A 26,193-nucleotide genomic window follows, 5' to 3' on the forward strand; every position below is an offset into this window, starting at 1 on the left:
GATGAAGAAAAGTGTATTACTGATATTATGTGGCTTGATGGCCTGCAGCGCATCGGCACAAAAAAGCCAATGGGTGTATAAAGGCAAAGATGGCAAACTGGCCTATAAAATGACTCCGGCCGGCGACAGGATAATGGATTTTTCGCACGCGGGGTATATGGGCGGCGGCGTGGCTTTACCGGTGGTTGCCATAAAACGCACCGTAAAACCATCCGGCGGCGATGATACCAAACAAATACAGGCAGCCATTAACGAGGTAGCTGCCATGTCCCTGGTAAATGGTTTTCGCGGCGCCGTATTATTAGGTCCCGGTGTGTTTACCTGTTCGGCATCATTAACACTATCAGCCAGCGGCGTAGTATTGCGCGGAAGTGGCAGCGGGGCAGGCGGGACTACCATCAAAATGACCGGCGACAAACATACCGCCGTTGTAATAGGTATCAATAACACCAATGTGGCCCTTGGCCGCACTGAACAATCAGACGATAACGACGAAGGAAAACCAACTACCATTACGGATGCCTATGTTCCTACCGGGACAAATGCATTTACCGTAGCCGATGCATCGGGCTTTGCTGTGGGTGATACCCTGATCATTCGCCGCCCGGTTACCGGGGACTGGATCCACCTAATGCAGATGGATAATATGAAACGAGATGGTAAACCGCAAACCTGGATTAGCAAATCGGCCAAAGAGGTGATCAAACGAAAGATCATTGCTATTAATGGTAATAAGATCACAGTCAATATTTCCATGGCCGATTCTTATGATGTGCGCTATTTGGGTGCAAACAGCACAACGGTTGCCAAAGCCGCCAGATCAAACCGTATTACACAGGTAGGGGTAGAGGATCTGCATATCCAATGCCCGCCACTGGAGGTTGATTACGGCCATGCCCCTTATGCCGGCGTACGCGTAGGCGGCGATGATTGCTGGCTGAAGAATATCTATTGCGAGGAAACCATGAATACTACCGTGCTGGCCGGTAACCGCATTACCATGGAGCGGGTTGTGATCAAACATACTTATCCTAATTTGGGCGCATCCAAACCTGCCGACTTTAGTTTGGAGGGCAGCCAAAACCTGATTGACCGCTGCGATGTGACCGGCGGCAACACCTATATTGTATGGACATCATCACTGGTGCCGGGGCCAAATGTGGTACTCAACTGCACTTTTAGGGGCATCGGCAGCCGCATCCAGCCGCATCAGCGCTGGGCTACCGGTTTATTGGTTGATAACTGTACCGTAGCCGATGGCGGAATTGATTTTATGAACCGTGGCGTAGGCGGATCGGGCCATGGCTGGACAATGGGCTGGGGCGTAGCCTGGAATTGTATAGCAAAAACCTATATCATCCAAAACCCGCCTGGTGCAGCTAACTGGGCAATTGGTTGTATTGGCCAACGCCAGCAAACCGCGCGTTATTTCGATTCGGCACCCATTTTAGATGAGGGCTATTTTGATTCGTATGGTAAACCGGTAGCTATTCAAAGCTTGTACCTGGCACAACTGCAGGACAGGTTAGGCATAAAAGCTTTGCAAAATATCAAGTATGCCGGTAATACTTTGGCCCAATTTCACAACAAACAGGTGAAATTGACCCCGGTTAAAACCGATATCGATAAAGCCCTTGGCCTTAACCTGGCTTTAGGTCGCCCGGTGAATACCAGCGAAATCCGCGGTGCCACCCGCGAGTTTGGCGGCGAAAAGGCGCTTGATGGTAACCCCAAAACCTACTGGGCTATTAACGATGGTAAAACCACCGCCACCTTCGAGCTGGATATGGAAGGCCCGGTAGATATCAACGCTCTGAAAGTAAGCGAGGCCTTAGGTCAGCATATTGAGAGTTACAAGATAGAAGCCCAGGTACAAAGCGATTGGACGCTGCTATCCGAAGGAACAAGCATCGGCCCAAACCTGGTAGTGAAATTCCCGAAAGTAACCGCATGGAAAGTAAAGCTTACTGTTATTAAAGCAAAAGATTATCCTGCTATCAGCAGTTTTGGCTTGTATTTGGTGAAATAGAATCGACCACGTCATATATCAGACTTACGAAGTTTTAAAAACTTCGTAAGTCTTTAAGAAACTTTGTAGTAACTCCTCCCCAAACAGGATAAGATATCACAATAATTCGGCAAAAAAAGCAAGTCGGTTACCCCTTAATCACCGAACTTAGCGTTTGCCAATGATTACCGGGAAACCCATGCTATCAAAAAAGATATTTCTACTGTTTGCAGTTATCGCGTTAAGCGCTGCTGTAAAAGCCCAAAGTATTGCAGATTATAATGTAGTATGGGATAGCCAAAGCAAAAACTCGTCCGAGAGTATGCCCCTGGGCGGGGGAGACATTGGCTGTAACGTATGGGTAGAAAACAATGACCTGCTCATCTATATCAGCCGCAGCGGGACATTTGACGAAAATAGTTCGATGCTGAAATTAGGGCGTTTGCGGATCAGCTTGTCGACCAACCCCTTCAAAAACACTTTCAGGCAGGAGTTAAAGCTAAAGGAAGGCTATATTGAAATAGCCGGCGAAAACCATACACTGGTAAAGCTATGGGTAGAAGTTTTTAAACCGGTGATCCATATCGCTATTACCAGCGGGCAAAATTTTAAAGCTAAAGCCATTTTTGAAAACTGGCGCACCGAAGACCGCTCTTTAGCTGTTGATGAGCGGCACCAGGCTTACGGCTACAGTAATACCACGCCCGATAAAATTGGCGTTTTTACCCGTAAAGATACCATCACTCCGCAGGCATCATCGCTGGTCTGGTATCACCGCGACCGCAACGATGAAATGATCATCGACCGTGAGGCCGTACAACAACATCTTGGCGAGGTTAAAGCCCAGCTTTGGAACCCCATGAAAGACCTCATTTTTGGCGGCGAAATGCTGGCGCCCGGCATGAAGTTTATGGGTACAATAGACAGTATTTATGTAGCAGCCAAATATCGCGGCTGGATTTATCAAAGCGCCCGGCCGGTTGCAAACCAGCAAATAGATGTGGTGCTGCATACCGCGCATAGTACAACCAATGCTGCCTGGTTGAAAGGCCTTCAACAGGAAGTGAAATTAGCTGCCCCAACCGCCATAAAATGGGCAAAAACCAAAACCTGGTGGGCGCAATACTGGGATCACAGCCACATTTATATCAATACCGGTAAAAAAAATAGCGACGATAAGGGCTGGGAAATTGGCCGCAATTATAATGTGTTCCGTTACCAATTGGGCTGCAATGCTTTTGGCGAGTACCCCACTAAATTTAACGGAGGCCTGTTTGTTTTTGATGCCGACTTTGTGAAAGGCGAATACAAAAACAGGGTAACCCCCGATTTCCGCCGCTGGGGCGGGGGCAGCTTTACCGCGCAAAATCAACGTTTGGTTTACTGGCCCATGCTTAAATCGGGCGATTTTGATTTGATGAAGCCCCAGTTTGATTTTTACAGTCGCGCTTTAAAAAACGCCGAGCTGCGCACCAAAACCTACTGGGGCCACGATGGTGCGTCTTTTACCGAACAGGTAGAAAACTTTGGACTACCCGCCGGGCATACCTACGAGCGTTTGTGGGGTAAAGACCCGCTTAAGCCCCGATCAGATTCATCAAGCACCCGTGTATTGAAGAATGTGAAAGGCGAGGAGATGAAATTCATCGACTACGGCTTCCTGACCAATGTTTGGGTGGTTGATCATTACGATGGGCAGCTTGAGTTTGCAAAAATGATCCTTGATTATCAATTATACAGTGGTGCCGATATCAGCAAATACATGCCTTTTATACAAAGCAGTGTACAATTCTTTGATCAGCACTTTCAATATTGGTCAAAAAAACTAAACGGTTACCCGCTTGGTGCCGATGGCAAATTAATTATGTATCCCGGTACCGGGTTGGAAACCTATAAAGGCGCTACCAACTCCACCAGTACCATTGCCGGGATGAAAACAGTACTGGCAGGGCTGCTCAATTTGCCTAAGCCATACGGCAACATACAGCAACGCGCTTACTGGCAGGCTGTATTAAAACGCCTGCCCGAAATAGCTACCCGCGAAAAAGAGGGCAAAACAGTAATATCCCCCGCACAAACCTGGAACGGCAAAGCTATTAACAGCGAATTGCCGCAGCTTTACCCGGTGTTCCCGTATCATTTGTTTGGTGTTGGCCTGCCCCAATTGCAAATAGCTATTGATACCTGGCACCACGGGGCTGATAGTAAAAGCCAATATAGTATTGTAAGCTGGCACCCCGACCCGATTTACGCGGCCGATTTAGGCCTGACCGACGAAGCTAAAGACCTGACCACTCAAAAACTCTCCGATGCCAAATACCGCTTCCCTACGTTTTGGGGGCCGGGCCTGGATTGGGCGCCCGATCATAACTGGGGCGGCAGCGGCATGATAGCCCTGCAGGAAATGATGCTGCAAACCGTCGGCAAAAAGATCTACCTGTTACCCGCCTGGCCAAAGGATTGGGACGCGGAGGTAAAACTACACGCGCCGTACCATACCACCATCGAAGCCACCATTAAAAACGGCAAGGTAGAAAAGTTAAAGGTTACACCGCAAAGCCGGGCTAAGGATGTGGTGATAGTACCACCGCATAGTTCCTGAGTGTGTTTGTGATCAAAACTCCGTAGGAGTGATATGTTAATAGCATCGCGTAAACGAAGTTCAAGAGCTCCATCGGAGCGGCATGTTAATGTACATGCCGCTCCGATGGAGCTTTATAATGGAGTCTTAATTGATGCTATTAACATATCACTCCTGCGGAGCTAACTTCAATGACCTATATATCCGAATAATCCGTCGGCCGCACAAACAGCGTCACGTTTTTTGATACGTTGTTTTGGTATTGTGGCAGGACGCTTATTTTTTTGTATTCCGGCCCAAAATCGGCCCAGTGCTTGTCGCGGTCGGCTTTGTTCTCGAAGGTGGTGAGATACATCAGGTTGGGCATGTGGCTGCCAGAGATCGCTTGTCCGTAAAATACGGCGTTGAAATTCAGGTTATCAAAAATGGAGATCTCCCTATCGTTAAACATATTTATTTTGTTCAGCGATATGTTTTCGGTAGCGCTCTCGTAACTTCTTAATTCGTACACCCGTTCACTTTTTGGTGCGGCGAGTTTGGGCAAATGATACTCGGGTACGGCCCTGAAAGCTTTCAGGATGATCGATTCCAGCCGCAGGTAAGGGGGCTTATTATACGCCGCGTTCAGGTAATTTTTACCCGCCTCCAGGTATTGGGCATCTTTAGCCAGGGCATCATCCAAATTTAAAAAATCTGTTAACTTTTTAAAGGGGATAAATACGTAAACCAACTGCTCGGTGGTATCAACAGCTATCGGTTTAAACACGCCGACGGCTGGTATCCCCGCGCGGTGCATGGCCGGGATGTAGGCGTTTTGCAGATACTCATCAACCATATCCATTTGGGCTTTGCCTTTTAAATGGTAAACTTTCAGCTGGTAATAATAGGGCGATGCTTTGGCAAAGCTGTAAGAAGCCGTTAGTTGGAGCAGTATGAGTAAAATAATGACTTTGATTGATGGGGTAATATTGTTTTTCGGCATAAGATGGGTTTGTTTGGGTGCGAACAAATATAATTTATTTAAACCTTTAGTAAAAAAGGGCGTTGCTATACTAATAGCATTAAACTAAAGATGAGCGAATATGAATATCGAGGTAAAAGATCCCGCTACGGGTATATTAATGCAGCTAACAGCCAAACCCGAGCATTTTAACGGTATGCATGGTTTCCGGATATTACATCCTAATGGTTCCGGCTTTTTTATAGTAAACAAAGCGGGGGCCTGGCGTTCGGCCGATGACCATCATATTGATAGCGAGCTTTTAATTAACATAGGCCTTGCGCTGGAAGGGTACGATTTGATTGATCAGGTAACCAATAATCAATCCTAATATTACCATATTCCCGGTCTTTTTAATTTTATCTGATTTGAAAATAAACCTTTCAGGCTTTTCAGCATCTATCAGGTAAATAATCAGAAAAACCATGAAAAAATTAATTTTAATTGTATTCCTGCTGACCGGGATAATGGCAGGCGCCCATGCGCAAAATGCTAAAAAAGCACCTGCTAAATTACCAAAGGCCCTGGTAGGCAGGCTGGGCCTTACTGCCGACCAGCAAACCCAAATAAGTGCGATCCTACAAACAAAGGCAACTAAATTAGATAGCCTGACAGCTGCCCAGACTGATAAAAAGATTTTACATAAGGAAAAAAAGGCTGTAAATGATGAAGCGGTATTAAAAGTGGAGAGCTTATTGACAGCCGATCAAAAGAAAATGTATGCCGACTTTAGGGCCGAGCAACAACAGAAAAAAGCTAAAAAAGCACCTGCGGCCCCGGCAACCACAACGCCGCCTGCTCAGTAACCCATTTGTCATTCTGAACGTATTGAAGAATCTATCGTAAGCAGAGCGGTCATGCATTGGCGGTAGATTCTTCGTTTCACTCAGAATGACAATTAATCTGCCTCTACATTTTGCAGATACAGTTCGTCAATAGCCCCGGCGTATTTTTTCTCGATGATTTTGCGCTTGGGTTTCATGGTAGGGGTAATCTCGCCTTCATCCATGCTGAATGGTACGCGTTTGATCTTGAAGTTTTTAATCCGCTCAAATTTGGCTAATTCATTACCATATTTGCGGATATCCTGGGTTATCCAGTCTACCATTGCCTTATCTTCAATAAATATCTCCGGCTGTTCAAAAAACGCGTTATCCAAACCAAATGCTTCCTGGAATGCTTCCCTTGCGGGGATAATAATAGCGGTTACATATTCGCGTTTATCGCCAATTAAAAATACGGCTTCAATTTTGGGGCTTTTCAGGTAAGTGTTCTCCACCGGGGTTGGATAGATGTTTTTACCGTAAGCATTTACCAGCATATTTTTCAGGCGATCGGTAATTTGCAGGTTGCCTTTATAAAAACGGCCAATATCACCGGTGTGGAACCATCCTTCAGGATCAATAGCGGCTTTGGTTTCCTCGGGTTTATTAAAATAGCCCTTCATTACACAATGCCCGCGCACAATGATCTCGCCTTCTTCCGATACGTAATGCTCTTTAAACGTATGGTGCGTTTGTATGGTATAGATCTCTTTGGTATCTACATTCTGGATCCCCACTTCAATACCCGGGATAATCCGCCCAACTGTACCATACACTTGCCGGTGATATTCGGTAACAGCCATTACAGGCGATGTTTCGGTCAGGCCGAAACCTTCCAGCACCTTAATGCCCAGATCGCCGAAAAACTCGCCAATATTTTTAGGCAGCGCGCCGCCGCCCGATATCATAAACTTTAACCGCCCGCCGGTTTTCTCCTTTATCTTGCTGAAAACCAGCTTCTCGGCCAGTTTAAACTCCTGCTGCAATATCAGTCCCGGTTTTTTACCGGCTTCCAAAACTTCGCGGTGCTGGCGGCCAATCTTTAGCGCCCACAAAAATATTTTCGATTTAATACCGCCTGCATCTGTACCGTTCTTCATGGCCTTATCGTGGATGCGTTCCAATAGGCGGGGTACGCAGTTCATTACGGTAGGGCGCACTTCGCCCATGTTACGGGCCAGCAGGTCGAGGCTTTGTGCAAAGGCTATCTGGCAGCCCATGGCCAGGCAAATATGGTAAGTAGCGGTACGCTCAAACACGTGTGATAGCGGCAGGAACGACAAAAACAGATCGGTATACTCAATCACCGGGATCTGATCCAGGCTTACATTTACGTTTTCGGTAAGGTTATGGTGGGTCAGCATCACACCTTTAGGCGTGCCGGTAGTGCCCGATGTATAGATCAAACACGATAGATCGGACGGCATAATAGCCTCGCGCGCGATGTTAATGGCGGCTTTAAACTGCGGAACAAGTCCCTTACCTTCGGCAATCAGTTGCTGCAAGCCGATAATGCCGGCGTTCAGTTCAACTTTATCACTATACTTTTCAAAATCATCAAAAGCCGGTATAATGCGGATTAATTCGGGGCAGTTATTAGCTACTTTCAGCACTTTGCGCAACAGAAAAGGGTTGCCCACCAGCAGGGTTTTCGCACCCGAATCATTCAGGATATATTCAATTTCTGTTTCAGACAGGGTAGGGTAGATGGAGGTATTAACGGCGCCTATCTGTTGCAGGGCCTGGTCGTAATACACATAATCGGGGCCGTTCTCTATGATCAGGCCCAGGCGGTCGCCTTTGGCAATACCTATGTCCAGCAGCCAGGCCGATATGGCATCAATTTTTATTAATGCTTCTCCATAACTCACCTCTTTCCATACCTCGCCTACTTTGTGTTTTAAAAAAGTATGCGTGTCGGGATGGATATGGGCAACGGTATTGCGTATAAACTGGGGGACCGTGGTTGAGGCTACAGGCGGCTTCATTCAAAAATCATTTTATAATTAGTTAAAACAAACATAACCTTAATTTATATAAAACAAAAGATCACTTTTTAGCTAATAAACGGGCGAAAAATATCAGCATTGAACCCGAAATTAAAATAACAAGCAATACCCCTACCGAATTGGCGGCAACCTGCGGATATCCCAATTTGCCAGCATCCATAAAGGGATACGGATACAAACCGGTTAATGCCCCGCGGATTAAGGTGTATACCAGGTAAATAAGAGGCAGCCATAACCAGGGTAGTGTACTTTTATAAGATAAGCCGCCTTTGGGGATAAGCGTCAGCCAAAATATGAGGAATAATGCCGGGATAAAAACATGCATAATTTCGTTCACCCAAAATGCCAGTCCGGCTAAGTTTAGCAGGTTACGCAGCACGGTATTAAAAACAAGCCCTACTACCATAATATAAAGGGTGATGGCTGTTAAAACGGTATTGCGCGAAAAGAACCGGCCTGTTGCCGATGCGGGTATTAATAAAACAGCCGTAAGGCTGATGCTAACCAGCGCGTTGCAAATAACGGTAAAGTAACTAACAAACTGGACTAATACCCCCGGTATGGTTCTGCCGGGCTGATAATTGGTTAAGGTGATAGCTAACTGGGCGATAAGGCCAAACCAGGCCAGTAAAGCTATAAATAACATAAATGCAGATGCAGCCTTGCCGCGCTTGCTGATATAGATTATCGGACCGGTCATATATGATGAGATAGGTTTGATACCAAACCAAATATAACAAAAAGCCCCCCGATTATTTCGGAGGGCTTTTTTTGATTAGTAACGGCGATGGTCTCTGTAATGAGGGCGATGCGCCACAACTACCCGGTGATGATATACCGGGCGGCGTACTACCATCCGGTGATGATAAACCGGCCTGGTTACGATAACCGGGCGATGGTATGGCCTGTGCACCACAACGGTGCGATGCGGTACCGGCCTTGAACCTATGGTTGCATTTACACGTACTTGTGCTTCAGCGGCGCTAAAAGTAAACACGGTTACTAAAGCTATAAGGGCTATTTTTATAATTTTCATGATTTCTATTTTTTAACGGGTTAATTAATTGTTGATTTTTTAGTAACGCTTGTAATAATTGTTATGATCGTTATGATCATGGTTATTGTCATGATCCCGGTCGTGGCCGCGGCTGTTCCTTCTGTCATCATGTGTACGGTTACGGTTTTGCCTGTATCCAACCGCACAACTTGATAACAATACCGACGAAATAGCCAGCAGGGTTATCATTCTTATCATTTGCTTTTTCATGGCGTTCATTTTTATAAATTATATAGGTTTAACTAAAATTGGGGCACAGGGTTTAGGCCGGTGTTGAATTATCTGGTATATTGTTACAATGCATTACATTGTCAACAACCCGTAATTTGCTATGCATGCATTGCTTGCTTATGCTTGTTAATCGGTATCTTTGCCGCACCATAAACAAACAAACTATTTATGCTTAAAGGATTTTTTAATGCTCCGCAACCAACAAACGAACCGGTATTAAATTACGGTCCGCGCAGTTTGGAACGCGCAGCGCTGAAAGAAGCTTTGGACGCGGGCCGTGCAAAGCAAATAGATATACCCATGTATATTGGCGGTAAGGAAGTGCGTACCGGCAACACGGCCGAGATCCGTCCGCCGCACGATCATAAACACGTGCTGGGCGTTTTTCACCAGGGCAGCAAACAGCACGTTACCGATGCTATTAACGCAGCCCTTGCCGCTAAAGCCAATTGGGAAAACCTCCCTTGGGAACAACGCGCCGCCATATTTTTAAAAGCCGCCGACCTGCTGGCCGGCCCGTACCGTGCCCGTATTAACGCGGCTACCATGCTGGGCCAATCTAAAAACGCTTACCAGGCCGAAATTGATTCGGCTTGCGAACTGATCGACTTTTTGCGCTTTAATGTGCATTATATGACCCAGATCTACGCGCAGCAACCCCCTATATCGCCAAAAGGTGTATGGAACAGGGTAGAGCAGCGCCCGCTGGAAGGCTTTGTATTCGCGCTTACACCGTTTAACTTTACGGCTATCGCGGGTAACCTGCCCACATCTGCCGCTATGATGGGTAACGTAGTGGTTTGGAAACCGGCCAATACGCAAATCTATTCGGCCAATGTGCTGATGCAGGTATTTAACGAAGCCGGCGTGCCTCCGGGCGTGATCAACCTGGTTTATATTGATGGCCCTACTGTTGGCGAGGTGGTATTTAAACACCCTGATTTTGCAGGGATCCACTTTACGGGGTCGACCGGTGTTTTCCAGAATATCTGGAAAACTATTGGCGATAACATCCACGTTTACAAAACCTACCCGCGTATTGTTGGCGAAACCGGCGGTAAAGACTTTGTGCTGATACACCCAAGCGCCGATGTGGACGTAAGCAACGTAGCTTTAATCCGTGGCGCGTTTGAATACCAGGGGCAAAAATGTTCGGCTGCATCAAGGGCTTATGTGCCCGCATCGTTATGGCCGGCCATCAGCGAGCGCATGAAGCGCGACATAGCCAGCTTTAAAGTTGGCCCGGTTGAAGATTTTGAGAACTTTGTGAATGCCGTTATCGACGAGAAATCGTTTGATAAACTGGCTAAATATATCGACGCGGCTAAAGCCGATAGCAGTGTAGAGATCATCACCGGTGGTAATTACGATAAAAGCCAGGGCTACTTCATTGAGCCAACGGTTATTAAGGTAAACGATCCGTACTATGTTACCATGTGCGAAGAGTTGTTTGGCCCCGTATTAACCATTTACGTTTACGAGGACGCTAAGTTTAGCGAAGTGGTAGACATTGTTGATCAAACATCTATCTATGCCCTTACAGGCGCTATTATAGCGCAGGACAGGTATGCTATTGCCGAGATGACCCAACGCCTGCGCAACGCGGCTGGTAACTTCTATATTAACGATAAGCCTACGGGCGCGGTAGTTGGACAACAGCCATTCGGCGGTGCAAGGGGATCGGGTACTAACGATAAAGCCGGGTCGATGATCAACCTGTTGCGCTGGGTATCGCCACGCACCATTAAGGAAACATTCGATCCGCCGAAGGATTATAAATATCCGTTTTTGGCGAAGGAGGTTTAGCCCCCCGGCCCCCTAAAGGGGGAGTGAATGTGCAAATATGCAGATGTGCAAATGATTTTAAAAAGGAAAGCGGCCCAAATCGGGCCGCTTTCCTTTTATATACAAATTGTCATTGCGAGCGATAGCGTGGCAATCTCGTCGCATGCAGCGCAAACTACGGGATTGCCACATCACCCCATCCCACATTGCCTCGCTGCTCCTCGCAATGCACCACTTGCGCTCGTCTGTGACGAGTGCTTAAAATGGTTCAGCGTCTGCGACGCTTCTGCGTACGATACAATCGCAACGCAGTTTGAAGCACTCGTCACAGACGAGCGCAAGTTATTTAGCTATTGGCCCCGTACTATTAAACCTAAACACCTCATCCAGATCGGAGTTATTATGACTGCTGATCTTCAGATCGCGTATTTTGCCGGTGGCTACGCTGTAAACCCAGCCATGCACGCTTAATTGCCGGCCGGTTTCCCAGGCATTTTGCACAATGGATGTTTTGCACAGGTTGCGCACATTTTCAATTACGTTGTATTCTACCAGGCGGTCGCTGCGTTCGTTCAAATCTTCAATGGCGTTCAACTCGTCGGCATGCAGGCGGTAAACATCTTTAATGTGGCGCAGCCAGTTATCAATCAGGCCAAATTGCTTGTTGCTCATGGCGGCTATTACCCCACCGCAGCCATAATGGCCGGTAACAATTACATGCTTTACCTTTAAAACGGTAACCGCGTAATCCAGCACGCTGAGCATGTTCATATCGGTATGGATCACCATGTTGGCGATGTTACGGTGCACAAAGATCTCGCCCGGGGCGGTATTGGTGATCTGGTTGGCGGGTACGCGGCTATCGGCGCAGCCTATCCATAGCACCGGCGGGTTTTGTCCTGCGGCCAGCCGGGTAAAGTAGTCGGGGTCTTTCTCTAAAGTTTCGGCTACAAACCTTTCATTCCCTTTAATCAGGGCTTGATAGGTGATATGGCTGGTATCGTGAATATCTGGGTTAGTTTGTTTACTCATAGTAGGGCAAAGGTATGCAGGATACTGTAAATATGATGTTATTTTTTTCGTGCAGATAGCAGTTCGTCAATAATAGACGTTATTTCTAAAAAGAGGTAGGCCAGTTGGGTAATATCCTTTTCGATATTATTTTCATCAAGGCTTATCCAGCCCTCCATCAGCGTAAGCGGCCCAAAACCCAAATTTATATTTGGCCATTTAGCTTCAAACTGCTTAAACCTCAACCGGAAGGCTTCGGCAAAATCCCTGCTTTTAATGGTGTAACAGGTTAGTTCACGTAGTTTAAGGGCATGAATATTATAATATAGTTTACCCTGCCGGATGGTTTCGGCGTTCACCCATATCGAAAAGAAAATGGATTCCTGGAAAGGTTTAGCTGTTGGCGATAGGTTGACCCAGGCCTTTTTCTGAATTTTTAAAGCAACCGAATTTAGCCAGGTGCCCACTTTTAATTCCAGTTGTTTTTCGCGGAATAGCTCACCGTTTAGCCTTACCAGGCCATGTTGAAATTTATCAAGATAGTACCCCTTATCCATAAACTTTATTTGCCTGCCTGAAACATGCGCATAAACCGGTGCAACGCCAAAGGCGAAAGATCGTAATAAAGAATGGTCAGCAATATCACGGGGATAAAATAGAAGATGCGGAAATCGTACAGATCGAAAAAATAGCCGCCTGCTACACCGCCCATAAAATAAAAAGAAAGGATGGTGAGGCGGATAATGATCTTGTTTTTAATCGCGTCGGTAGCTTTGGTCTTGGGGTGTAACCAATCGGCCAGGTCCGAGCCAAGATCAGTGAACAAGCCTGTGAGATGCGAGGTTTTGATCAGTCCGCCTGATATGGCCGATACCAGGGCATTTTGTAAGCCCATGGCAAAAAGGATAGCGCCAATAATGGCCTCGCGCTCCAGCATGCTGTCATCATAAAAATGGTAACCATATATGGCTACAATGAGTAAGACGATGATCTCCAGTATCATGGGCGCGGCATGCGCGCGGTAACGGCTGCGGTCCTGTAACGACCGGATGATGAAGTTAGAGATAAAGGCCCCTGCCATAAACAGCATCAGCCATACTAAAAACACAATGATCTCTTTAAAATTCTGCTCAACCACATGTTTGGCCAAATTAGCCACATGCCCGGTAATATTTGATGTAAATGCCAAAAACGCCACCACCCCGGCCACATTAGTAACGCCGGAAACAAACGCTGTGGACGATGCCAGCAGCAGGTTCTCTTTAAGGGTTCGGTCTTCTTTGGCCTGGCGGAGCATGGGGATTACTGTTATTAATTAGCTAATGCGAAACTAATAGGAAGAGTGTATCGGTTCCTTACATCAGCTCCTTTTATTGAACCTGGGCGCCATTTTGGTGATGCCTTTATAACGCGTATGGCTTCGGCATCCAAATCTGGTGATACGCCCCTGACAACTTTTATATGACTTAATACACCATCTTTTTCAACCACAAATTGTATAAACACCTTGCCCTGAATGTGTTGTCTTCTGGCATCTGCAGGATATCTTATTGTTTTTCCCAAATAATTCATAAACTCTTGCGTACCACCGGGAAACTCCGCTCCAATGTCAACCGCGTTATATATAGTGGTATCTGCACTACTGCGGATATCGTTTGCGCTAAGAGGTGGCAAATTGCCGTTTTGAGCTTTCGCAAATATAAATGATAAGGTTAATAAGGTTGCAATCAGGTACTTTCTCATGCCCCGAATATAAACAAAAAAGGAGCCTTTTTTCAAAGGCCCCTTTTTACATAGGTAGGTTGATGTAGGGTCAGTATATTAATGGGCGGCTACGGCTTCGGGTTTGTTCACTTCATAAACATAACCCAGCGATGCAGGGCTGCTGCTGCTCACTTGCAAGTCTTTCACCAGGCCGCTTTTCAGGTCAATTACCCAGCCATGCACTTGCAAGTCGGTACGTTCTTTCCAGGCGTTTTGCACAATAGTAGTTTTGCAAACGTTATATACCTGTTCGGTTACGTTTAGTTCTACCAGGCGGTTTATTTTGGTTTCCTCGTCGGTAATACGGTCAAGCTCGTGGCTGTGCAGGCGGTAAACGTCCTTAATATTGCGCAACCAGTTATCAATCAGTCCAAATTGTTTATGGGTAAGGGCTGCTGCCACGCCGCCGCAACCGTAATGGCCGGCCACAATTACGTGTTTTACCTTTAATACGTTAACTGCGTAATCCAATACCGATAGCATATTCATATCCGAGTGTACGCACACGTTTGCAATGTTGCGGTGTACAAATACTTCGCCGGGTTTGGTGCCGGTTACCTCATTAGCAGGTACGCGGCTGTCCGAGCAGCCTATCCATAATACCTCGGGGCTTTGGCCTTTTGCCAGTTTGGTAAAGTAGTCGGCATCGCCTTCCAGTTGTTTCTTCACCCAATCGCGGTTGCCTTGCAGCAGGGCATTGTAGCCGGTGCGCAGGGTTAATTTACTATCTGCAGTATCTACTGCTATATTTCCGTTTTTATGATTTTTAATATTTTCCATGATGATAATTATTTAACGTCAAGAATTAGATCTTTTAGTTTAGGCACTTCGTAGTAGGTCTTAATATCCTTAAGCTCTACAATAATGGCCTTGGTATAAGCATTGTGTTTGTAATTATGGATGGTTTCCAGTACGTCCTGATCAATATAGCGCGAGTTGCTGCCATCAATAATTACGGTCGATTCCTTAGGTATATTAGTTAGTGTTACCTGTATAGCCGCCTTGTTCAGGAAGGAAACTTCCTCGGCCAGGCGTATGGTAATGATCTTTTTATTCCCATTTCTTTCGATATGATAGAAGTAAGGGTTACGCAGGTTGGTGCGCAGGATATAAAAGATGCCCACCATCATACCAATACCCACACCTATCAGCAAATCGGTAAATACAACGGCCACTATGGTTACCACAAAAGGGACAAACTGATCCAGTCCCTTATGCCACATGTGTTTGAACAGGCTAATGCGGGCCAGTTTATAACCGGTCATCAGCAGTATAGCTGCCAGGCACGAAAGCGGGATTAGGTTGATCACCTTTGGAATGGCTAATAAAGCTACCAGCAGCAATAGGCCATGCGTTACCGCGCTGGTTTTGGTACGTGCCCCGGCATTTACATTGGCCGATGAACGTACGATAACGGCCGTCATAGGCAGGCCGCCTAATAAACCGCTCACCAGGTTCCCGGCACCTTGTGCCAGTAATTCGCGGTTGGTAGGGGATACACGTTTAATCGGGTCTATCTTATCCACCGCTTCCAGGCTTAACAATGTTTCCAAGCTGGCTACAACGGCTATAGTAAAGGCGGTTATCCAAACCTGTTTATTGCCAATAGCGCCAAAATCGGCCATTTTAAATAAGCCGAAAAACTCGGTCGTGCTGTTCACAATAGGGATCTGTACAAACTGCTTATCGCGCAAAGCGAAATCGCTGCCACCAAATACAAAGCTTAAGCCAATGCCTGCCAGTACCACCATTAAGGCTGCCGGTATACCTGCCAGTTTTTTAAACTTAGGCCAGTAGATCATCAGCGCAAGCGATACCAGGCTAATGATTACGGCGCCGTAATTGATCTTAGCCAATGCGCTGAATATGCCCGAAAAAGTATTGTCCTTATCTGTTTGGCTAAACCCTTCGTCGCCTATAAAATCGGCATCGTAACCTACTGCATGCGGGAACTGTTTCAATATCAGGATGATCCCGATTGCGGCCAGCATGCCTTCGATAACTGCCGACGGGAAGTAGTTGGCAATGGTACCAGCTTTAACTAAACCCAGGATGATCTGGAATACACCGGCTATTACTAAACTCAATAAAAATGCTTCGTAATTACCCAGTGTGGTAATGGCGTTTAACACAATAACTGTTAAACCAGCAGCAGGCCCGGCCACGCTTAGTTGCGAGCCGCTTAATGAACCTACCACAATGCCACCTATAATACCAGTTAACACTCCCGCAAAAAGCGGCGCGCCGGATGCCAGGGCTATACCTAAACATAAAGGCAGGGCCACTAAAAATACTACTATACTTGCCGGAATATCTTTCTTTAAATTTTTAGCCAAAAAATATTTACCCAGGTTAAGGCCACCTGCAGCAATCCCATGTTGCTCCATAAAAAATGCAATAAATGATATGAAATAATAAATGAATAGTAGATGCATCCGGACTTGTTACAGATCCGGACTAACTCATTTATGCGTTGGGAGGTGGGGTAGACACTTCGGGGTGATAGGTTTGCACAAATAAGGCATGTTCCTGATTGTGCAAAATGTTATTCTCTATCAGGAGTGGGGTAAGCGTGTAACAATGCGATACTACGTTTTCGTCAAAAAACTTTTTCTCTTTGGCAAAGTCTTTTTCGGCATTGTCCTTTTCGTTCTTACCTTCCAGTTCAAGCTGCATAATTACAGCATTAACTGTTTTGTTATTGAGCATTAAAAACAGGGGCGCTACGGATATCGACATCTTTATTAAAAAGATACCGATAAACATCATGCTGATCAATATGGATGATTTCCTTGTTTTCACTGTAAGCAAATATAGCGTTTAAATGGGCATTCGGGGCACATTTTGATTAAGGTTATGTAATTTTTTTGTCTGTTTTTGAATTTTAACCACAGAGATCACAGAGTTTTTTTCACAAAGGTCACAGAGGTAAGATATATTAATTTAATTTATTGAAGCTAAATCTCTGTGTACTCTGTGGTTCTTTCTTTGTGATCTCTGTGGTTAAATAATCAGTTGCACATTCCCGCACTAATTACTTATTTTTAGCCTTTACTAATAAACCCAAATTGGAGAAAAAAATAAAAAACCTGTTGCATAAGCGCGAACAGGCGCTTTTAGGCGGGGGCCAGGCCCGTATAGATAGTCAGCATAAAAAAGGGAAACTAACCGCGCGCGAGCGGCTGCATTTCCTGCTGGATGAAGGATCGTTCCAGGAGATTGGGATGCTGGTAGCGCACCGCAGTACCGATTTTGGGATGGAGAAAGAGCATTACCCCGGCGATGGCGTAATTACCGGCTACGGTACCATTAACGGCCGTATGACCTACGTTTTTTCGCAGGATTTTACCGTGTTTGGCGGCTCGCTATCCGAAACCCATGCCGAGAAGATCTGTAAGCTGATGGATATGGCCATGAAGAATGGCGTACCCGTTATCGGTCTGAACGATTCGGGCGGGGCACGTATCCAGGAGGGTGTGGTATCGCTGGGTGGTTATGCCGATATATTTTACCGCAATACCATGGCATCGGGCGTGGTGCCGCAAATTTCGGCCATTATGGGGCCCTGCGCGGGCGGCGCGGTTTACTCGCCCGCTATTACCGACTTTATTTTGATGGTAGAAAATACCTCGTATATGTTTGTAACCGGCCCCAATGTAGTGAAAACGGTGACGCATGAAGTGGTAACTTCCGAAGAATTGGGCGGTGCCATGACCCACGCCACCAAATCGGGCGTAACGCATTTTGCCTGCGCTAACGAGATCTCGGCTATACAGCATATCAAGCAACTGCTCAGCTATATGCCGCAGAATTGCGAAGAACGTGCCCCATCGCTGCCTTACGAAGGAGGTAACGAACTGCGCCCGGCGCTGAATGATTTTATGCCCGAAATTGCTTCGCAACCTTATGATATCCGTGATATTATTACGCAGGTGATTGATGCTGATTCTTTTTTAGAGGTACACAAGGATTTTGCCGAAAATATAGTAGTAGGCTTTGCCCGCCTGGCCGGGCGAAGCATTGGTATAGTGGCCAATCAGCCTGCGTTTTTGGCGGGTGTGCTGGATATTAACTCATCAACTAAAGGCGCAAGGTTTGTGCGCTTTTGTGATAGCTTTAATATCCCCTTACTGGTATTTGAGGATGTACCGGGCTTTTTACCGGGCACCGACCAGGAGTGGAACGCCATTATTACCAACGGCGCTAAGTTGTTATATGCTTTTTGCGAGGCCACCGTGCCGCGTATTACCGTGATCACCCGTAAAGCCTATGGCGGCGCCTATGATGTGATGAACTCCAAGCACATTGGCGCGGATATGAACTACGCCTGGCCATCAGCCGAAATTGCCGTGATGGGAGCGAAGGGAGCCGCCGAGATCATCTTTAAGCGCGAGATCAGCACGGCCGAAGACCCGGAGGCTAAATGGAGGGAAAAGGAACAGCTATATTCGGAAAAATTTGCCAACCCATACCGCGCCGCCGAGCGTGGTTTTATTGACGAAGTAATTGAACCTGCCGAAACACGTATTAAATTGATCCACGCCTTTAAAATGCTGGAAAATAAGGTGGTGAACCTGCCGAGGAAGAAGCATGGGAATATACCGTTGTAAAACCACCCCGTCATCGTGAGCGATAGCGAACGATCCCAAACTGTCCAGAGGAAAATCATTAACTAAAAATAGTAGCACTAATGCATAGAGGCGGTTGTGTTTATATTATGACCAACAAAACTCACGCTGTGCTATACATAGGCGTCACATCTGATATAATAAGTAGGGTTTATCAACATAAAAACAAAACGCATCCCAATAGCTTTACAGCTAAATACAACTGCAACAAGTTGGTTTATTATCACGGTTATTCAACGATTGGGGAGGCAATAGCTGCTGAAAAGTATTTGAAAGGTAAAGTACGACAATATAAAATTGATTTAATTAACGGACTTAATCCGACATGGAACGATTTATATGATTTATTGGTTAATGAATAGTCATTATGACTCTGCTTTCTGGGGATCGTTCGCTGTCGCTCACGATGACGGGAGGTTTATATGAAATCCTACCTATTCGGATGGAACCCGATCAAATTTGAATGGGCTGATATCGACGAGGATATCAGGCAGCTTAAAACAACGGGTGCCTATACCGATAACTGGAGCGTGGCCAGCCATAAAACCATTCAGCCCGGCGACAGGGCTTACATCGTTAGGGTGGGGGCTGAACCTAAAGGGATCTTTGCATCTGGCTTTATATCATCCCAACCTTATCTCGCTTTCAGGAAGGGCCGGCATTATCATCGTATTGAAATTACTTTGGATGTACTGCTGAACCCGGATAGCGAACCTATACTAACTTTAGATATTTTAAAAACCGGCAATCTTGCCGCCCAAACCTGGACACCGCAGGCGTCCGGCATATCCATCCGGCCCGAATTGGTTGATGAACTGGAAGGCGTTTGGCTGGACTTTTTGGAAAATAAGCATCAGATTTGATCTCTCTATAATGGCTTTATACGATATCCTCATCTACGTTTTTTTGCTGCTGGCTGCTGTACTCAGTTTTGTAACCCGTAAGCTTACCTTAACCGGATCGGCGACGGGTTTTATAGTCGGTTTGCTGATCTATAAAGGTGCAGGCCTTACCGGCATAGCTATGCTGGCCCTGTTTTTTGTAGCCGGATCATGGGCTACGGGCTGGCAAATCTCAAAAAAGAAAGCTATTGGTTTTGCCGAGCAAAATAAAGGGCGGCGCACTGCAAGTCAGGTTTTGGCTAATGGCGGCACGGCGGCGTTGTTGGGGGCATTGGCCTGGTATCTGCCGGCTCATGCAGCTATCCTGCAAGTAATGATGGCCGGAAGTTTGGCTGCCGCTACTGCCGATACCCTGTCATCCGAGTTGGGTACGGTTTATGGCTCACGTTTTTTTAATATCCTCAGTTTAAGAAAAGATACGCGCGGACTGGATGGTGTGGTAAGTTTGGAAGGTACGCTGATTGGTATAGCCGGAGCAGCTTTAGTGGCCACGATCTATTCACTGGCTTTTGGCTGGGGCCCGGCATTTTACTGGATAATTATAGCAGGCTTTATAGGTAACCTGGCCGATTCGGTTTTAGGCGCTGCGTTTGAGCGTAAGAAGCAGATGGGCAATAACCTGGTAAATTTCCTGAATACCCTTACCGGGGCGCTGGTTTGTTTCATCCTGTTTAAATTATACAGATGATTATCTGATGCTGATATGTCATACTATTTGGGTAAACCGATGGTATAATGTTCAGCCTTATCGCTTTATATTAGTTTAATATAAACCATTAACTGCATTTGCGATGAAACATTTGAGTTGGCTGATAGCCCTGCTACTAATTATACATACCCCCGGTATTGCCCAAAATAAAAAAGGCTGGGTGCAGTTGTTTAACGGGAAAGACCTTAGCAATTGGGATAGTTATTTGGGGATCCCCCGCGATACAGCCGGAAAAAAGATAGGCGATACCCCCATCGGCTTAAATAACGACCGCTTGCAGGTATTCACCGTGGTGAAGCAAGACGGCACAAACGTAATCAGGGTTTCGGGCGAGTGTATTGGTGGTATTTCCAGCAAGGCCGAATATGAAAACTACCACTTGCAATTGACATTTAAATGGGGTACCTGGCTGCAAAAGGGCCGTAAGAAGAAAGACAGCGGTTTGCTGTATCATTCGGTAGGAGAGCAGGGGGCCGATTCTGGCGCATGGATGCGGTCGCAGGAGTTCCAGATTGAAGAGGGCGATTGTGGTGATTACTGGGGTTGCGCGGGTGCCATGGCCGATGTGCCGGCCATCAAACGATCTGAAAAAGAATATGTGTACGATCAGGCAGGTACACTGCTCACCTTTAGCGCCAAAAGCCCGCAAGGGCGGCACTGTATTAAACGCGCGGATGCCGAGAAACCTATAGGCGAATGGAATACGCTGGATCTGTACTGCTTTGGCGATACCAGCATCCACGTAGTGAATGGTAAGGTGGTTATGGTGTTATATCATAACCAGCAACAGGAAAAAGACCAGGTGTTGCCGCTTACCAAAGGTAAAATCCAACTACAATCGGAAGGGGCAGAGGTGTTTTATAAGGAAGTAAAATTGCAGGCTATCACTAAACTTCCGGAAGGTATGCTGAAGGATTAAACATCCTGCCTTAGTATCTTCCTGTCCTTTACTATTCATCACAATAAAACAAAGGGTATATATCATTCTTTAAAGAGATGATATATACCCTTTGCCTTTTACCAAAACCGGATGTAAATAGCCGATAACAGCAGTAATATTGCCGCGATAGCCATAACAGAAGAGTATTTCAGTTTAAACATAGACGAATCGATCTGTATCGCTTTTCCGTTTGTTTTTACCCCGAATAAACTGATACCAACCATAATCAAAACGGTAGAAAGGAACGACCAGCTTAAGGAAATAAAGAAAGGGATCTCATATACTCCCGAGGCATTTTTAAAGGCGGTGTAAAGCCAGGTTTCGGGGCCGAACAGCCCGATGGCAAACTGGTTGAAAAATATAGATGCCGCAAACCCGGTAATAATACCTGCAACGGCGGCTTCGGCAGTAGTGCGTTTCCAAAACATACCTAACAAAAAGGTGGCTAATACACCCGGACTAACAAAGCTGGAGTACTTTTGTACAAAAGTATAACCGCCGGCGCTGCCTATCCCTAAGGTATCGTTCCATGTAAAAAATATGGCAATGAGCAAGCTAACTAAAATAGTGATGCGGCCTGTCCAAACCATTTTACGTTCGGTTGCCTGTGGCGATACGTATTTTTTGTAAATATCTAAGGTAAATATGGTAGCTATACTGTTCACCTTGCCAGCCAGCGAAGCCACGATAGCCGCTGTAAGCACCGCCAGAGATAAGCCTTTAAGTCCGGATGGCAGGAAGGACAGCATGGCCGAATAGGCGCTATCCTTATTCCCGTTAAGCAGTTGCGGTAAATGGCCGTGCCTGTATAATACAAATGCCACAATACCCGGCAGCATTACAATAACCGGCATTAATATCTTTAATAAACTGGCAAACAGGATACCCGAACGGGCGGTATGCAAATTGGCGCCCAGCGCGCGTTGGGTAATGTACTGGTTACAGCCCCAGTAATTGAGGTTGCTGATCCATTGCCCGCCCGCGTACATGGCAAAGCCGGGCAGGATCAGGTATTTGCTTATTTGTTCTAAAGACGCTCCCTGGGCCGGTTTTTTAAATATGAGGTGAAAGTGATCGGGCGAGTCTTTGAGCAGCAGCTTAAAGCCTACCAGCGCGTTAGTGCCGAAGCCAAATTTTTCACTGACGATGGTTAGCGACAGGTAGGTAATAGCCAGGCCGCCGATGATCAGTACACCAACCTGTATTACATCGGTATAACCTACCACCTGCATACCACCCAGCGCTATAATTACGGCAAATATAGCCAGCCCTATTAGTATCTGGTGAAAATACTGGCCGCCCAACAAACTGTTGATGGCTAATGATCCCAGGAATAAAATAGCGGTAAGGTTAATAAAAACATATAAAAACAACCAGAAAATGGACATTACCAGGGCCACGCCGCTGTTATACCTATCCTGCAAAAATTGCGGCATGGTATAGATCTTGTTTTTGATATATATGGGCATAAAAAATACTGCCACAATAATCAATGCGGCCGCGCCAAGCCATTCGTAAACGGCTACAGCTATACCGGCAAAAAAGCCGTCGCCACTCATGCCTATAAATTGCTCGGCAGATATATTGGAGGCGATGATAGACGCGCCGATGGCCCACCAGGTTAAGGAGCCTTCGGCCAGGAAAAAGCTGTGGGAACTGGAGTTGGTCTCGGTTCTTTTGCGGCGGTAAACCAAATATCCATAAACAGAAACCAGGATAAAGTAGGTGAAAAACACCAGCAGATCGGCCGTAGAAATTGCGTGCATTTAGTGATTATTAGGGGTAATTGTTCATAATACCTTTTCGTAAGAAAAGGCCGGTTTATAATAAGCCCTAATAATAAGAAAATTTGCTGAAAATATAATTAATAAATTATGTATCGCTCAGGGGAATCGTTTTTAAACCCCAAACCATAAAGAATTTGGCTAAAGCCACCTCATATCTTTCACAAGCCGTTGGCTGAAGCCAAACGGCAATGAATTGAACGCGCTTTCCTGTAAAATGCAGCTTAAATTCATTGCCGTCCCATTTATGGGACGGAGATGATGATAAGAAACAACAGGGCTTTAGCCAAAAAATGAGCGGAAATTTCAAAGCGATTTCCCTGTTATATCGCTATTTTATTTACAAATCAAACATATGGCTAAAACAACAAAGGCCACTCGTATTTACGAATGGCCTTTGTAATATTTGATCTTCCGGTACTATCACACTTTGATCTCAACTTCAACACCGCTTGGCAATTCAAGCTTCATTAAAGCGTCAACAGTTTTTGAGTTTGAACTGTAAATGTCCAGTAAGCGTTTGTAAGAGCATAGTTGGAATTGCTCGCGTGCCTTTTTGTTTACGTGCGGTGAACGTAAAACGGTGAAAATTTTCTTTTCAGTTGGCAACGGAAGTGGTCCGCTAACTACAGCGCCTGTCGGCTTTACTGTTTTTACGATCTTCTCGGCTGATTTATCAACCAGGTTGTAATCGTACGATTTTAATTTGATTCTGATCCTTTGGCTCATTTTGTTTTGTTGTTATGACCGTTATAAGAGCTATTTATTATAACAATCGGTTTTTATTTGGATTTAAAAAGTTGATTGATAATTTGAGAAACTAATCTCCAATCAACTAATCTCTATTCTTAGTTATTACCAGCAGCTTTTTTGCCTTTTGCTTTAGCAACTACTTCTTCCTGTACGTTACGTGGTGCTTCAGCATAGTGATCAAACTCCATGGTTGAAGTAGCACGGCCAGATGTGATGGTACGTAACTGGGTTACATAACCAAACATTTCTGAAAGTGGTACAGTAGCTTTAATTACCTGTGCACCAGCGCGCGAGTCCATACCTAAAAGCTGGCCACGACGACGGTTCATGTCACCGATAACATCACCCATGTTTTCTTCAGGGGTAAGGATCTCGATCTTCATGATCGGCTCAAGCAACATTGGTTTACATTTTGGCAATGCCTCGCGATAAGCCATCTTAGCAGCTAACTCGAAAGATAGCGCGTCTGAATCGACTGCGTGGAACGAACCATCAATTAAACGTACTTTTAAGCCTGTTAAAGGGTAACCTGCTAATACACCGTTCACCATTGAGGCTGCAAAGCCTTTTTCAACAGATGGGATAAACTCGCGTGGGATAGCACCACCGCTAATTTCGTTCACAAATGTTAAACCTTCTTTACCTTCATCGTTAGGTGATAATATTACCTGGATATCAGCAAATTTACCACGGCCACCGGTTTGTTTCTTGTAAGTTTCGCGGTGTTGCGTAGTACCAGTGATAGACTCTTTGTAAGCTACTTGTGGCGCACCCTGGTTAACCTCTACTTTAAACTCACGTTTTAAGCGGTCCATGATGATATCTAAGTGAAGCTCGCCCATACCGCTAATTACGGTTTGGCCGGTCTCTTCGTCAGAGTTTACACGGAAGGTTGGATCCTCTTCAGATAATTTACCTAAAGCCATACCCAATTTATCCACATCGGCCTGAGTTTTAGGCTCGATAGCTAAACCGATAACCGGCTCAGGGAAGTTCATTGATTCCAGTACAATAGGGTGTTTCTCATCGCAAAGGGTATCACCTGTTTTAATATCCTTAAAGCCTACTACCGCAGCAATATCACCTGCACCTACGTTAGGGATAGGGTTTTGCTTGTTAGCGTGCATTTGGAAGATACGGCTGATACGCTCTTTATTGTCTGAACGCATGTTATGTACATACGAGCCAGCCTCTAAGTTACCAGAGTATACGCGGATAAAGCACAAACGGCCTACGAAAGGATCGGTTGCAATTTTAAACGCTAATGCTGCAAATGGCTCTTTTTCTGATGGCTGACGAACAATTTCTTCGCCGGTATCAGGGTTTGTACCAACAATACCGTCAACGTCCATAGGTGAAGGCAATAATTCCATCACATAATCAAGCATGGTTTGTACACCTTTGTTTTTGAAAGATGAACCACAAACCATCGGAACTATCTTAGCGTCAAGCACGGCTTTACGTAAAGCGTCCAATACTTCGCGCTCGGTGATTGTTTCAGGGGCGTCAAAGAATTTCTCCATTAACGACTCGTCATACTCAGCTACCGATTCAAGCAGTTTTTCTCTCCACTCGGTCGCTTCTTCTATCATATCCTCCGGAATTGGCACTTCGGTAAAGGTCATACCTTTATCATGCTCGTTCCAAACAATACCTCTCCAGTTAATTAAATCAACAACACCTTTAAAATGCTCTTCAGCACCAATTGGTAATTGCAATGGTACGGCGTTACTGCCTAACATGCTTTTTACCTGTTTTACAACATTTAAAAAGTCGGCGCCGCTACGGTCCATTTTGTTTACGAAACCTATACGGGCAACGTTATAGTTGTTGGCAAGCCTCCAGTTAGTTTCAGATTGCGGCTCAACACCGTCAACTGCCGAAAATAAGAACACTAAACCATCTAATACACGTAAGCTGCGGTTTACCTCAACGGTAAAATCCACGTGACCCGGTGTATCAATAATGTTAATGTGGTATTTGTTGCCACGGTATTTCCAATCGATAGTGGTAGCAGCCGATGTGATAGTGATACCACGCTCTTGCTCCTGTGCCATCCAGTCCATTGTAGCTGCACCTTCGTGCACCTCGCCAATTTTGTGGCTGAAACCCGAGTAGTACAGGATACGCTCGGTAGTAGTAGTTTTACCGGCATCAATGTGAGCGGCAATACCTATATTTCTTGTAAATCTTAAGTCTCTTGACAT

The 26,193-nt window shown here is 45.7% G+C and carries 25 protein-coding genes; 10 read left to right on the forward strand and 15 right to left on the reverse strand.

All coding sequences use genetic code 11. The features are described from left to right. Window position 1 precedes the first annotated feature (1 nt). Both AC07M6_RS00065 and AC07M6_RS00070 read left to right on the forward strand, forming a co-directional pair. Window positions 2-2,029, forward strand: a complete 2,028-nt coding sequence (locus tag AC07M6_RS00065) for a discoidin domain-containing protein (RefSeq protein WP_494886538.1) — start codon at window positions 2-4, stop codon at window positions 2,027-2,029. Window positions 2,030-2,189: 160 nt separating this feature from the next. Next, window positions 2,190-4,610 (forward strand): DUF5703 domain-containing protein, encoded by a 2,421-nt coding sequence (locus tag AC07M6_RS00070; protein ID WP_494886540.1) that lies wholly within the window; start codon window positions 2,190-2,192, stop codon window positions 4,608-4,610. A gap of 175 nt (window positions 4,611-4,785) precedes the next feature. Here the strand turns inward: AC07M6_RS00070 and AC07M6_RS00075 are convergent, their stop codons facing one another. Beyond that, window positions 4,786-5,571, reverse strand: a complete 786-nt coding sequence (locus AC07M6_RS00075; RefSeq protein ID WP_494886542.1) for an NIPSNAP family protein — start codon at window positions 5,569-5,571, stop codon at window positions 4,786-4,788. Between the two features lie 100 nt (window positions 5,572-5,671). On the opposite strand from AC07M6_RS00075, the gene AC07M6_RS00080 reads away from it, so the two are divergent. Both AC07M6_RS00080 and AC07M6_RS00085 read left to right on the forward strand, forming a co-directional pair. Continuing rightward, the gene (locus AC07M6_RS00080; RefSeq protein WP_494886544.1) at window positions 5,672-5,920 is read left to right on the forward strand and encodes a hypothetical protein; all 249 of its coding nucleotides are present in this window, start codon (window positions 5,672-5,674) and stop codon (window positions 5,918-5,920) included. 94 nt (window positions 5,921-6,014) lie between these two features. Then, a complete protein-coding gene (locus AC07M6_RS00085; protein ID WP_494886545.1) occupies window positions 6,015-6,395 on the forward strand; it encodes a hypothetical protein in 381 nt (126 codons plus the stop codon). A 92-nt stretch (window positions 6,396-6,487) separates the two neighbouring features. Here the strand turns inward: AC07M6_RS00085 and AC07M6_RS00090 are convergent, their stop codons facing one another. From AC07M6_RS00090 to AC07M6_RS00105, 4 genes are all read right to left on the reverse strand, one after another. Further along, complete coding sequence (locus tag AC07M6_RS00090) at window positions 6,488-8,401, reverse strand: AMP-dependent synthetase/ligase (RefSeq protein ID WP_494886547.1); 1,914 nt, start codon at window positions 8,399-8,401, stop codon at window positions 6,488-6,490. 61 nt (window positions 8,402-8,462) lie between these two features. Then, entirely contained in the window at window positions 8,463-9,122 is a 660-nt protein-coding gene (locus AC07M6_RS00095; RefSeq protein WP_494886549.1) for a Pr6Pr family membrane protein, read from the reverse strand. A 75-nt stretch (window positions 9,123-9,197) separates the two neighbouring features. After that, complete coding sequence (locus tag AC07M6_RS00100) at window positions 9,198-9,458, reverse strand: hypothetical protein (protein ID WP_494886551.1); 261 nt, start codon at window positions 9,456-9,458, stop codon at window positions 9,198-9,200. A 39-nt stretch (window positions 9,459-9,497) separates the two neighbouring features. Continuing rightward, window positions 9,498-9,689 (reverse strand): hypothetical protein, encoded by a 192-nt coding sequence (locus AC07M6_RS00105; protein ID WP_494886553.1) that lies wholly within the window; start codon window positions 9,687-9,689, stop codon window positions 9,498-9,500. A gap of 189 nt (window positions 9,690-9,878) precedes the next feature. Here AC07M6_RS00105 and pruA point away from each other — a divergent pair, with 189 nt between their 5' ends. After that, a complete protein-coding gene (gene pruA / locus AC07M6_RS00110; RefSeq protein ID WP_494886554.1) occupies window positions 9,879-11,516 on the forward strand; it encodes an L-glutamate gamma-semialdehyde dehydrogenase in 1,638 nt (545 codons plus the stop codon). A gap of 321 nt (window positions 11,517-11,837) precedes the next feature. Here the strand turns inward: pruA and AC07M6_RS00115 are convergent, their stop codons facing one another. The 7 genes from AC07M6_RS00115 to AC07M6_RS00145 all read right to left on the reverse strand — a co-directional run bounded on the left by AC07M6_RS00115 (window position 11,838) and on the right by AC07M6_RS00145 (window position 17,072). Further along, window positions 11,838-12,527, reverse strand: a complete 690-nt coding sequence (locus AC07M6_RS00115) for a carbonic anhydrase (RefSeq protein WP_494886555.1) — start codon at window positions 12,525-12,527, stop codon at window positions 11,838-11,840. Window positions 12,528-12,565: 38 nt separating this feature from the next. Continuing rightward, a complete protein-coding gene (locus AC07M6_RS00120) occupies window positions 12,566-13,063 on the reverse strand; it encodes a hypothetical protein (protein ID WP_494886556.1) in 498 nt (165 codons plus the stop codon). A gap of 5 nt (window positions 13,064-13,068) precedes the next feature. Continuing rightward, complete coding sequence (locus AC07M6_RS00125; protein ID WP_494886558.1) at window positions 13,069-13,803, reverse strand: YoaK family protein; 735 nt, start codon at window positions 13,801-13,803, stop codon at window positions 13,069-13,071. Window positions 13,804-13,817: 14 nt separating this feature from the next. After that, complete coding sequence (locus AC07M6_RS00130; protein ID WP_494886559.1) at window positions 13,818-14,249, reverse strand: energy transducer TonB; 432 nt, start codon at window positions 14,247-14,249, stop codon at window positions 13,818-13,820. Window positions 14,250-14,327: 78 nt separating this feature from the next. Then, the gene (locus tag AC07M6_RS00135; RefSeq protein WP_494886560.1) at window positions 14,328-15,050 is read right to left on the reverse strand and encodes a carbonic anhydrase; all 723 of its coding nucleotides are present in this window, start codon (window positions 15,048-15,050) and stop codon (window positions 14,328-14,330) included. A gap of 8 nt (window positions 15,051-15,058) precedes the next feature. After that, window positions 15,059-16,657 carry a SulP family inorganic anion transporter gene (locus tag AC07M6_RS00140; protein ID WP_494886561.1) on the reverse strand — a complete coding sequence of 533 codons (1,599 nt, stop codon included), beginning with the start codon at window positions 16,655-16,657 and terminating at the stop codon, window positions 15,059-15,061. Window positions 16,658-16,736: 79 nt separating this feature from the next. Then, entirely contained in the window at window positions 16,737-17,072 is a 336-nt protein-coding gene (locus AC07M6_RS00145) for a hypothetical protein (protein ID WP_494886563.1), read from the reverse strand. Between the two features lie 266 nt (window positions 17,073-17,338). Here AC07M6_RS00145 and AC07M6_RS00150 point away from each other — a divergent pair, with 266 nt between their 5' ends. The 5 genes from AC07M6_RS00150 (at window position 17,339) to AC07M6_RS00170 (ending at window position 21,428) form a co-directional block, all read left to right on the forward strand. Then, the gene (locus AC07M6_RS00150; RefSeq protein ID WP_494886565.1) at window positions 17,339-18,880 is read left to right on the forward strand and encodes an acyl-CoA carboxylase subunit beta; all 1,542 of its coding nucleotides are present in this window, start codon (window positions 17,339-17,341) and stop codon (window positions 18,878-18,880) included. Between the two features lie 80 nt (window positions 18,881-18,960). Further along, window positions 18,961-19,260 carry a GIY-YIG nuclease family protein gene (locus AC07M6_RS00155; protein WP_494886567.1) on the forward strand — a complete coding sequence of 100 codons (300 nt, stop codon included), beginning with the start codon at window positions 18,961-18,963 and terminating at the stop codon, window positions 19,258-19,260. Window positions 19,261-19,320: 60 nt separating this feature from the next. Continuing rightward, window positions 19,321-19,761 carry a hypothetical protein gene (locus AC07M6_RS00160; protein WP_494886569.1) on the forward strand — a complete coding sequence of 147 codons (441 nt, stop codon included), beginning with the start codon at window positions 19,321-19,323 and terminating at the stop codon, window positions 19,759-19,761. A 10-nt stretch (window positions 19,762-19,771) separates the two neighbouring features. Beyond that, window positions 19,772-20,488, forward strand: coding sequence for a DUF92 domain-containing protein (locus AC07M6_RS00165; protein WP_494886571.1), 717 nt, complete (start codon window positions 19,772-19,774; stop codon window positions 20,486-20,488). A 103-nt stretch (window positions 20,489-20,591) separates the two neighbouring features. Then, the gene (locus tag AC07M6_RS00170; RefSeq protein ID WP_494886572.1) at window positions 20,592-21,428 is read left to right on the forward strand and encodes a 3-keto-disaccharide hydrolase; all 837 of its coding nucleotides are present in this window, start codon (window positions 20,592-20,594) and stop codon (window positions 21,426-21,428) included. 98 nt (window positions 21,429-21,526) lie between these two features. Here AC07M6_RS00170 and AC07M6_RS00175 read toward each other — a convergent pair whose 3' ends face one another. The 3 genes from AC07M6_RS00175 to fusA all read right to left on the reverse strand — a co-directional run bounded on the left by AC07M6_RS00175 (window position 21,527) and on the right by fusA (window position 26,193). Next, complete coding sequence (locus AC07M6_RS00175) at window positions 21,527-23,215, reverse strand: sodium:solute symporter family transporter (protein WP_494886573.1); 1,689 nt, start codon at window positions 23,213-23,215, stop codon at window positions 21,527-21,529. Window positions 23,216-23,656: 441 nt separating this feature from the next. Further along, complete coding sequence (gene rpsJ, locus AC07M6_RS00180; RefSeq protein WP_022830652.1) at window positions 23,657-23,962, reverse strand: 30S ribosomal protein S10; 306 nt, start codon at window positions 23,960-23,962, stop codon at window positions 23,657-23,659. A gap of 119 nt (window positions 23,963-24,081) precedes the next feature. Continuing rightward, on the reverse strand, window positions 24,082-26,193 hold the full coding sequence (fusA, locus tag AC07M6_RS00185; protein ID WP_494886577.1) for an elongation factor G: 2,112 nt from the start codon (window positions 26,191-26,193) through the stop codon (window positions 24,082-24,084).

This window comes from Mucilaginibacter sp. GW821-FHT07H05 (genome assembly GCF_059418485.1).

Coding starts and splice junctions, on each gene's coding strand:
- AC07M6_RS00065 (WP_494886538.1), top strand. CDS start 2: ATGAAGAAAAGTGTATTACTGATATTATGTGGCTTGATGGCCTGCAGC.
- AC07M6_RS00160 (WP_494886569.1), top strand. CDS start 19,321: ATGAAATCCTACCTATTCGGATGGAACCCGATCAAATTTGAATGGGCT.
- AC07M6_RS00165 (WP_494886571.1), top strand. CDS start 19,772: ATGGCTTTATACGATATCCTCATCTACGTTTTTTTGCTGCTGGCTGCT.
- AC07M6_RS00085 (WP_494886545.1), top strand. CDS start 6,015: ATGAAAAAATTAATTTTAATTGTATTCCTGCTGACCGGGATAATGGCA.
- rpsJ (WP_022830652.1), bottom strand. CDS start 23,962: ATGAGCCAAAGGATCAGAATCAAATTAAAATCGTACGATTACAACCTG.
- AC07M6_RS00120 (WP_494886556.1), bottom strand. CDS start 13,063: ATGGATAAGGGGTACTATCTTGATAAATTTCAACATGGCCTGGTAAGG.
- AC07M6_RS00170 (WP_494886572.1), top strand. CDS start 20,592: ATGAAACATTTGAGTTGGCTGATAGCCCTGCTACTAATTATACATACC.
- AC07M6_RS00080 (WP_494886544.1), top strand. CDS start 5,672: ATGAATATCGAGGTAAAAGATCCCGCTACGGGTATATTAATGCAGCTA.
- fusA (WP_494886577.1), bottom strand. CDS start 26,193: ATGTCAAGAGACTTAAGATTTACAAGAAATATAGGTATTGCCGCTCAC.
- AC07M6_RS00105 (WP_494886553.1), bottom strand. CDS start 9,689: ATGAAAAAGCAAATGATAAGAATGATAACCCTGCTGGCTATTTCGTCG.
- AC07M6_RS00100 (WP_494886551.1), bottom strand. CDS start 9,458: ATGAAAATTATAAAAATAGCCCTTATAGCTTTAGTAACCGTGTTTACT.
- AC07M6_RS00140 (WP_494886561.1), bottom strand. CDS start 16,657: ATGGAGCAACATGGGATTGCTGCAGGTGGCCTTAACCTGGGTAAATAT.
- AC07M6_RS00090 (WP_494886547.1), bottom strand. CDS start 8,401: ATGAAGCCGCCTGTAGCCTCAACCACGGTCCCCCAGTTTATACGCAAT.
- AC07M6_RS00125 (WP_494886558.1), bottom strand. CDS start 13,803: ATGCTCCGCCAGGCCAAAGAAGACCGAACCCTTAAAGAGAACCTGCTG.
- AC07M6_RS00155 (WP_494886567.1), top strand. CDS start 18,961: ATGCATAGAGGCGGTTGTGTTTATATTATGACCAACAAAACTCACGCT.
- AC07M6_RS00070 (WP_494886540.1), top strand. CDS start 2,190: ATGATTACCGGGAAACCCATGCTATCAAAAAAGATATTTCTACTGTTT.
- AC07M6_RS00095 (WP_494886549.1), bottom strand. CDS start 9,122: ATGACCGGTCCGATAATCTATATCAGCAAGCGCGGCAAGGCTGCATCT.
- AC07M6_RS00175 (WP_494886573.1), bottom strand. CDS start 23,215: ATGCACGCAATTTCTACGGCCGATCTGCTGGTGTTTTTCACCTACTTT.
- AC07M6_RS00075 (WP_494886542.1), bottom strand. CDS start 5,571: ATGCCGAAAAACAATATTACCCCATCAATCAAAGTCATTATTTTACTC.
- pruA (WP_494886554.1), top strand. CDS start 9,879: ATGCTTAAAGGATTTTTTAATGCTCCGCAACCAACAAACGAACCGGTA.
- AC07M6_RS00130 (WP_494886559.1), bottom strand. CDS start 14,249: ATGAGAAAGTACCTGATTGCAACCTTATTAACCTTATCATTTATATTT.
- AC07M6_RS00135 (WP_494886560.1), bottom strand. CDS start 15,050: ATGGAAAATATTAAAAATCATAAAAACGGAAATATAGCAGTAGATACT.
- AC07M6_RS00115 (WP_494886555.1), bottom strand. CDS start 12,527: ATGAGTAAACAAACTAACCCAGATATTCACGATACCAGCCATATCACC.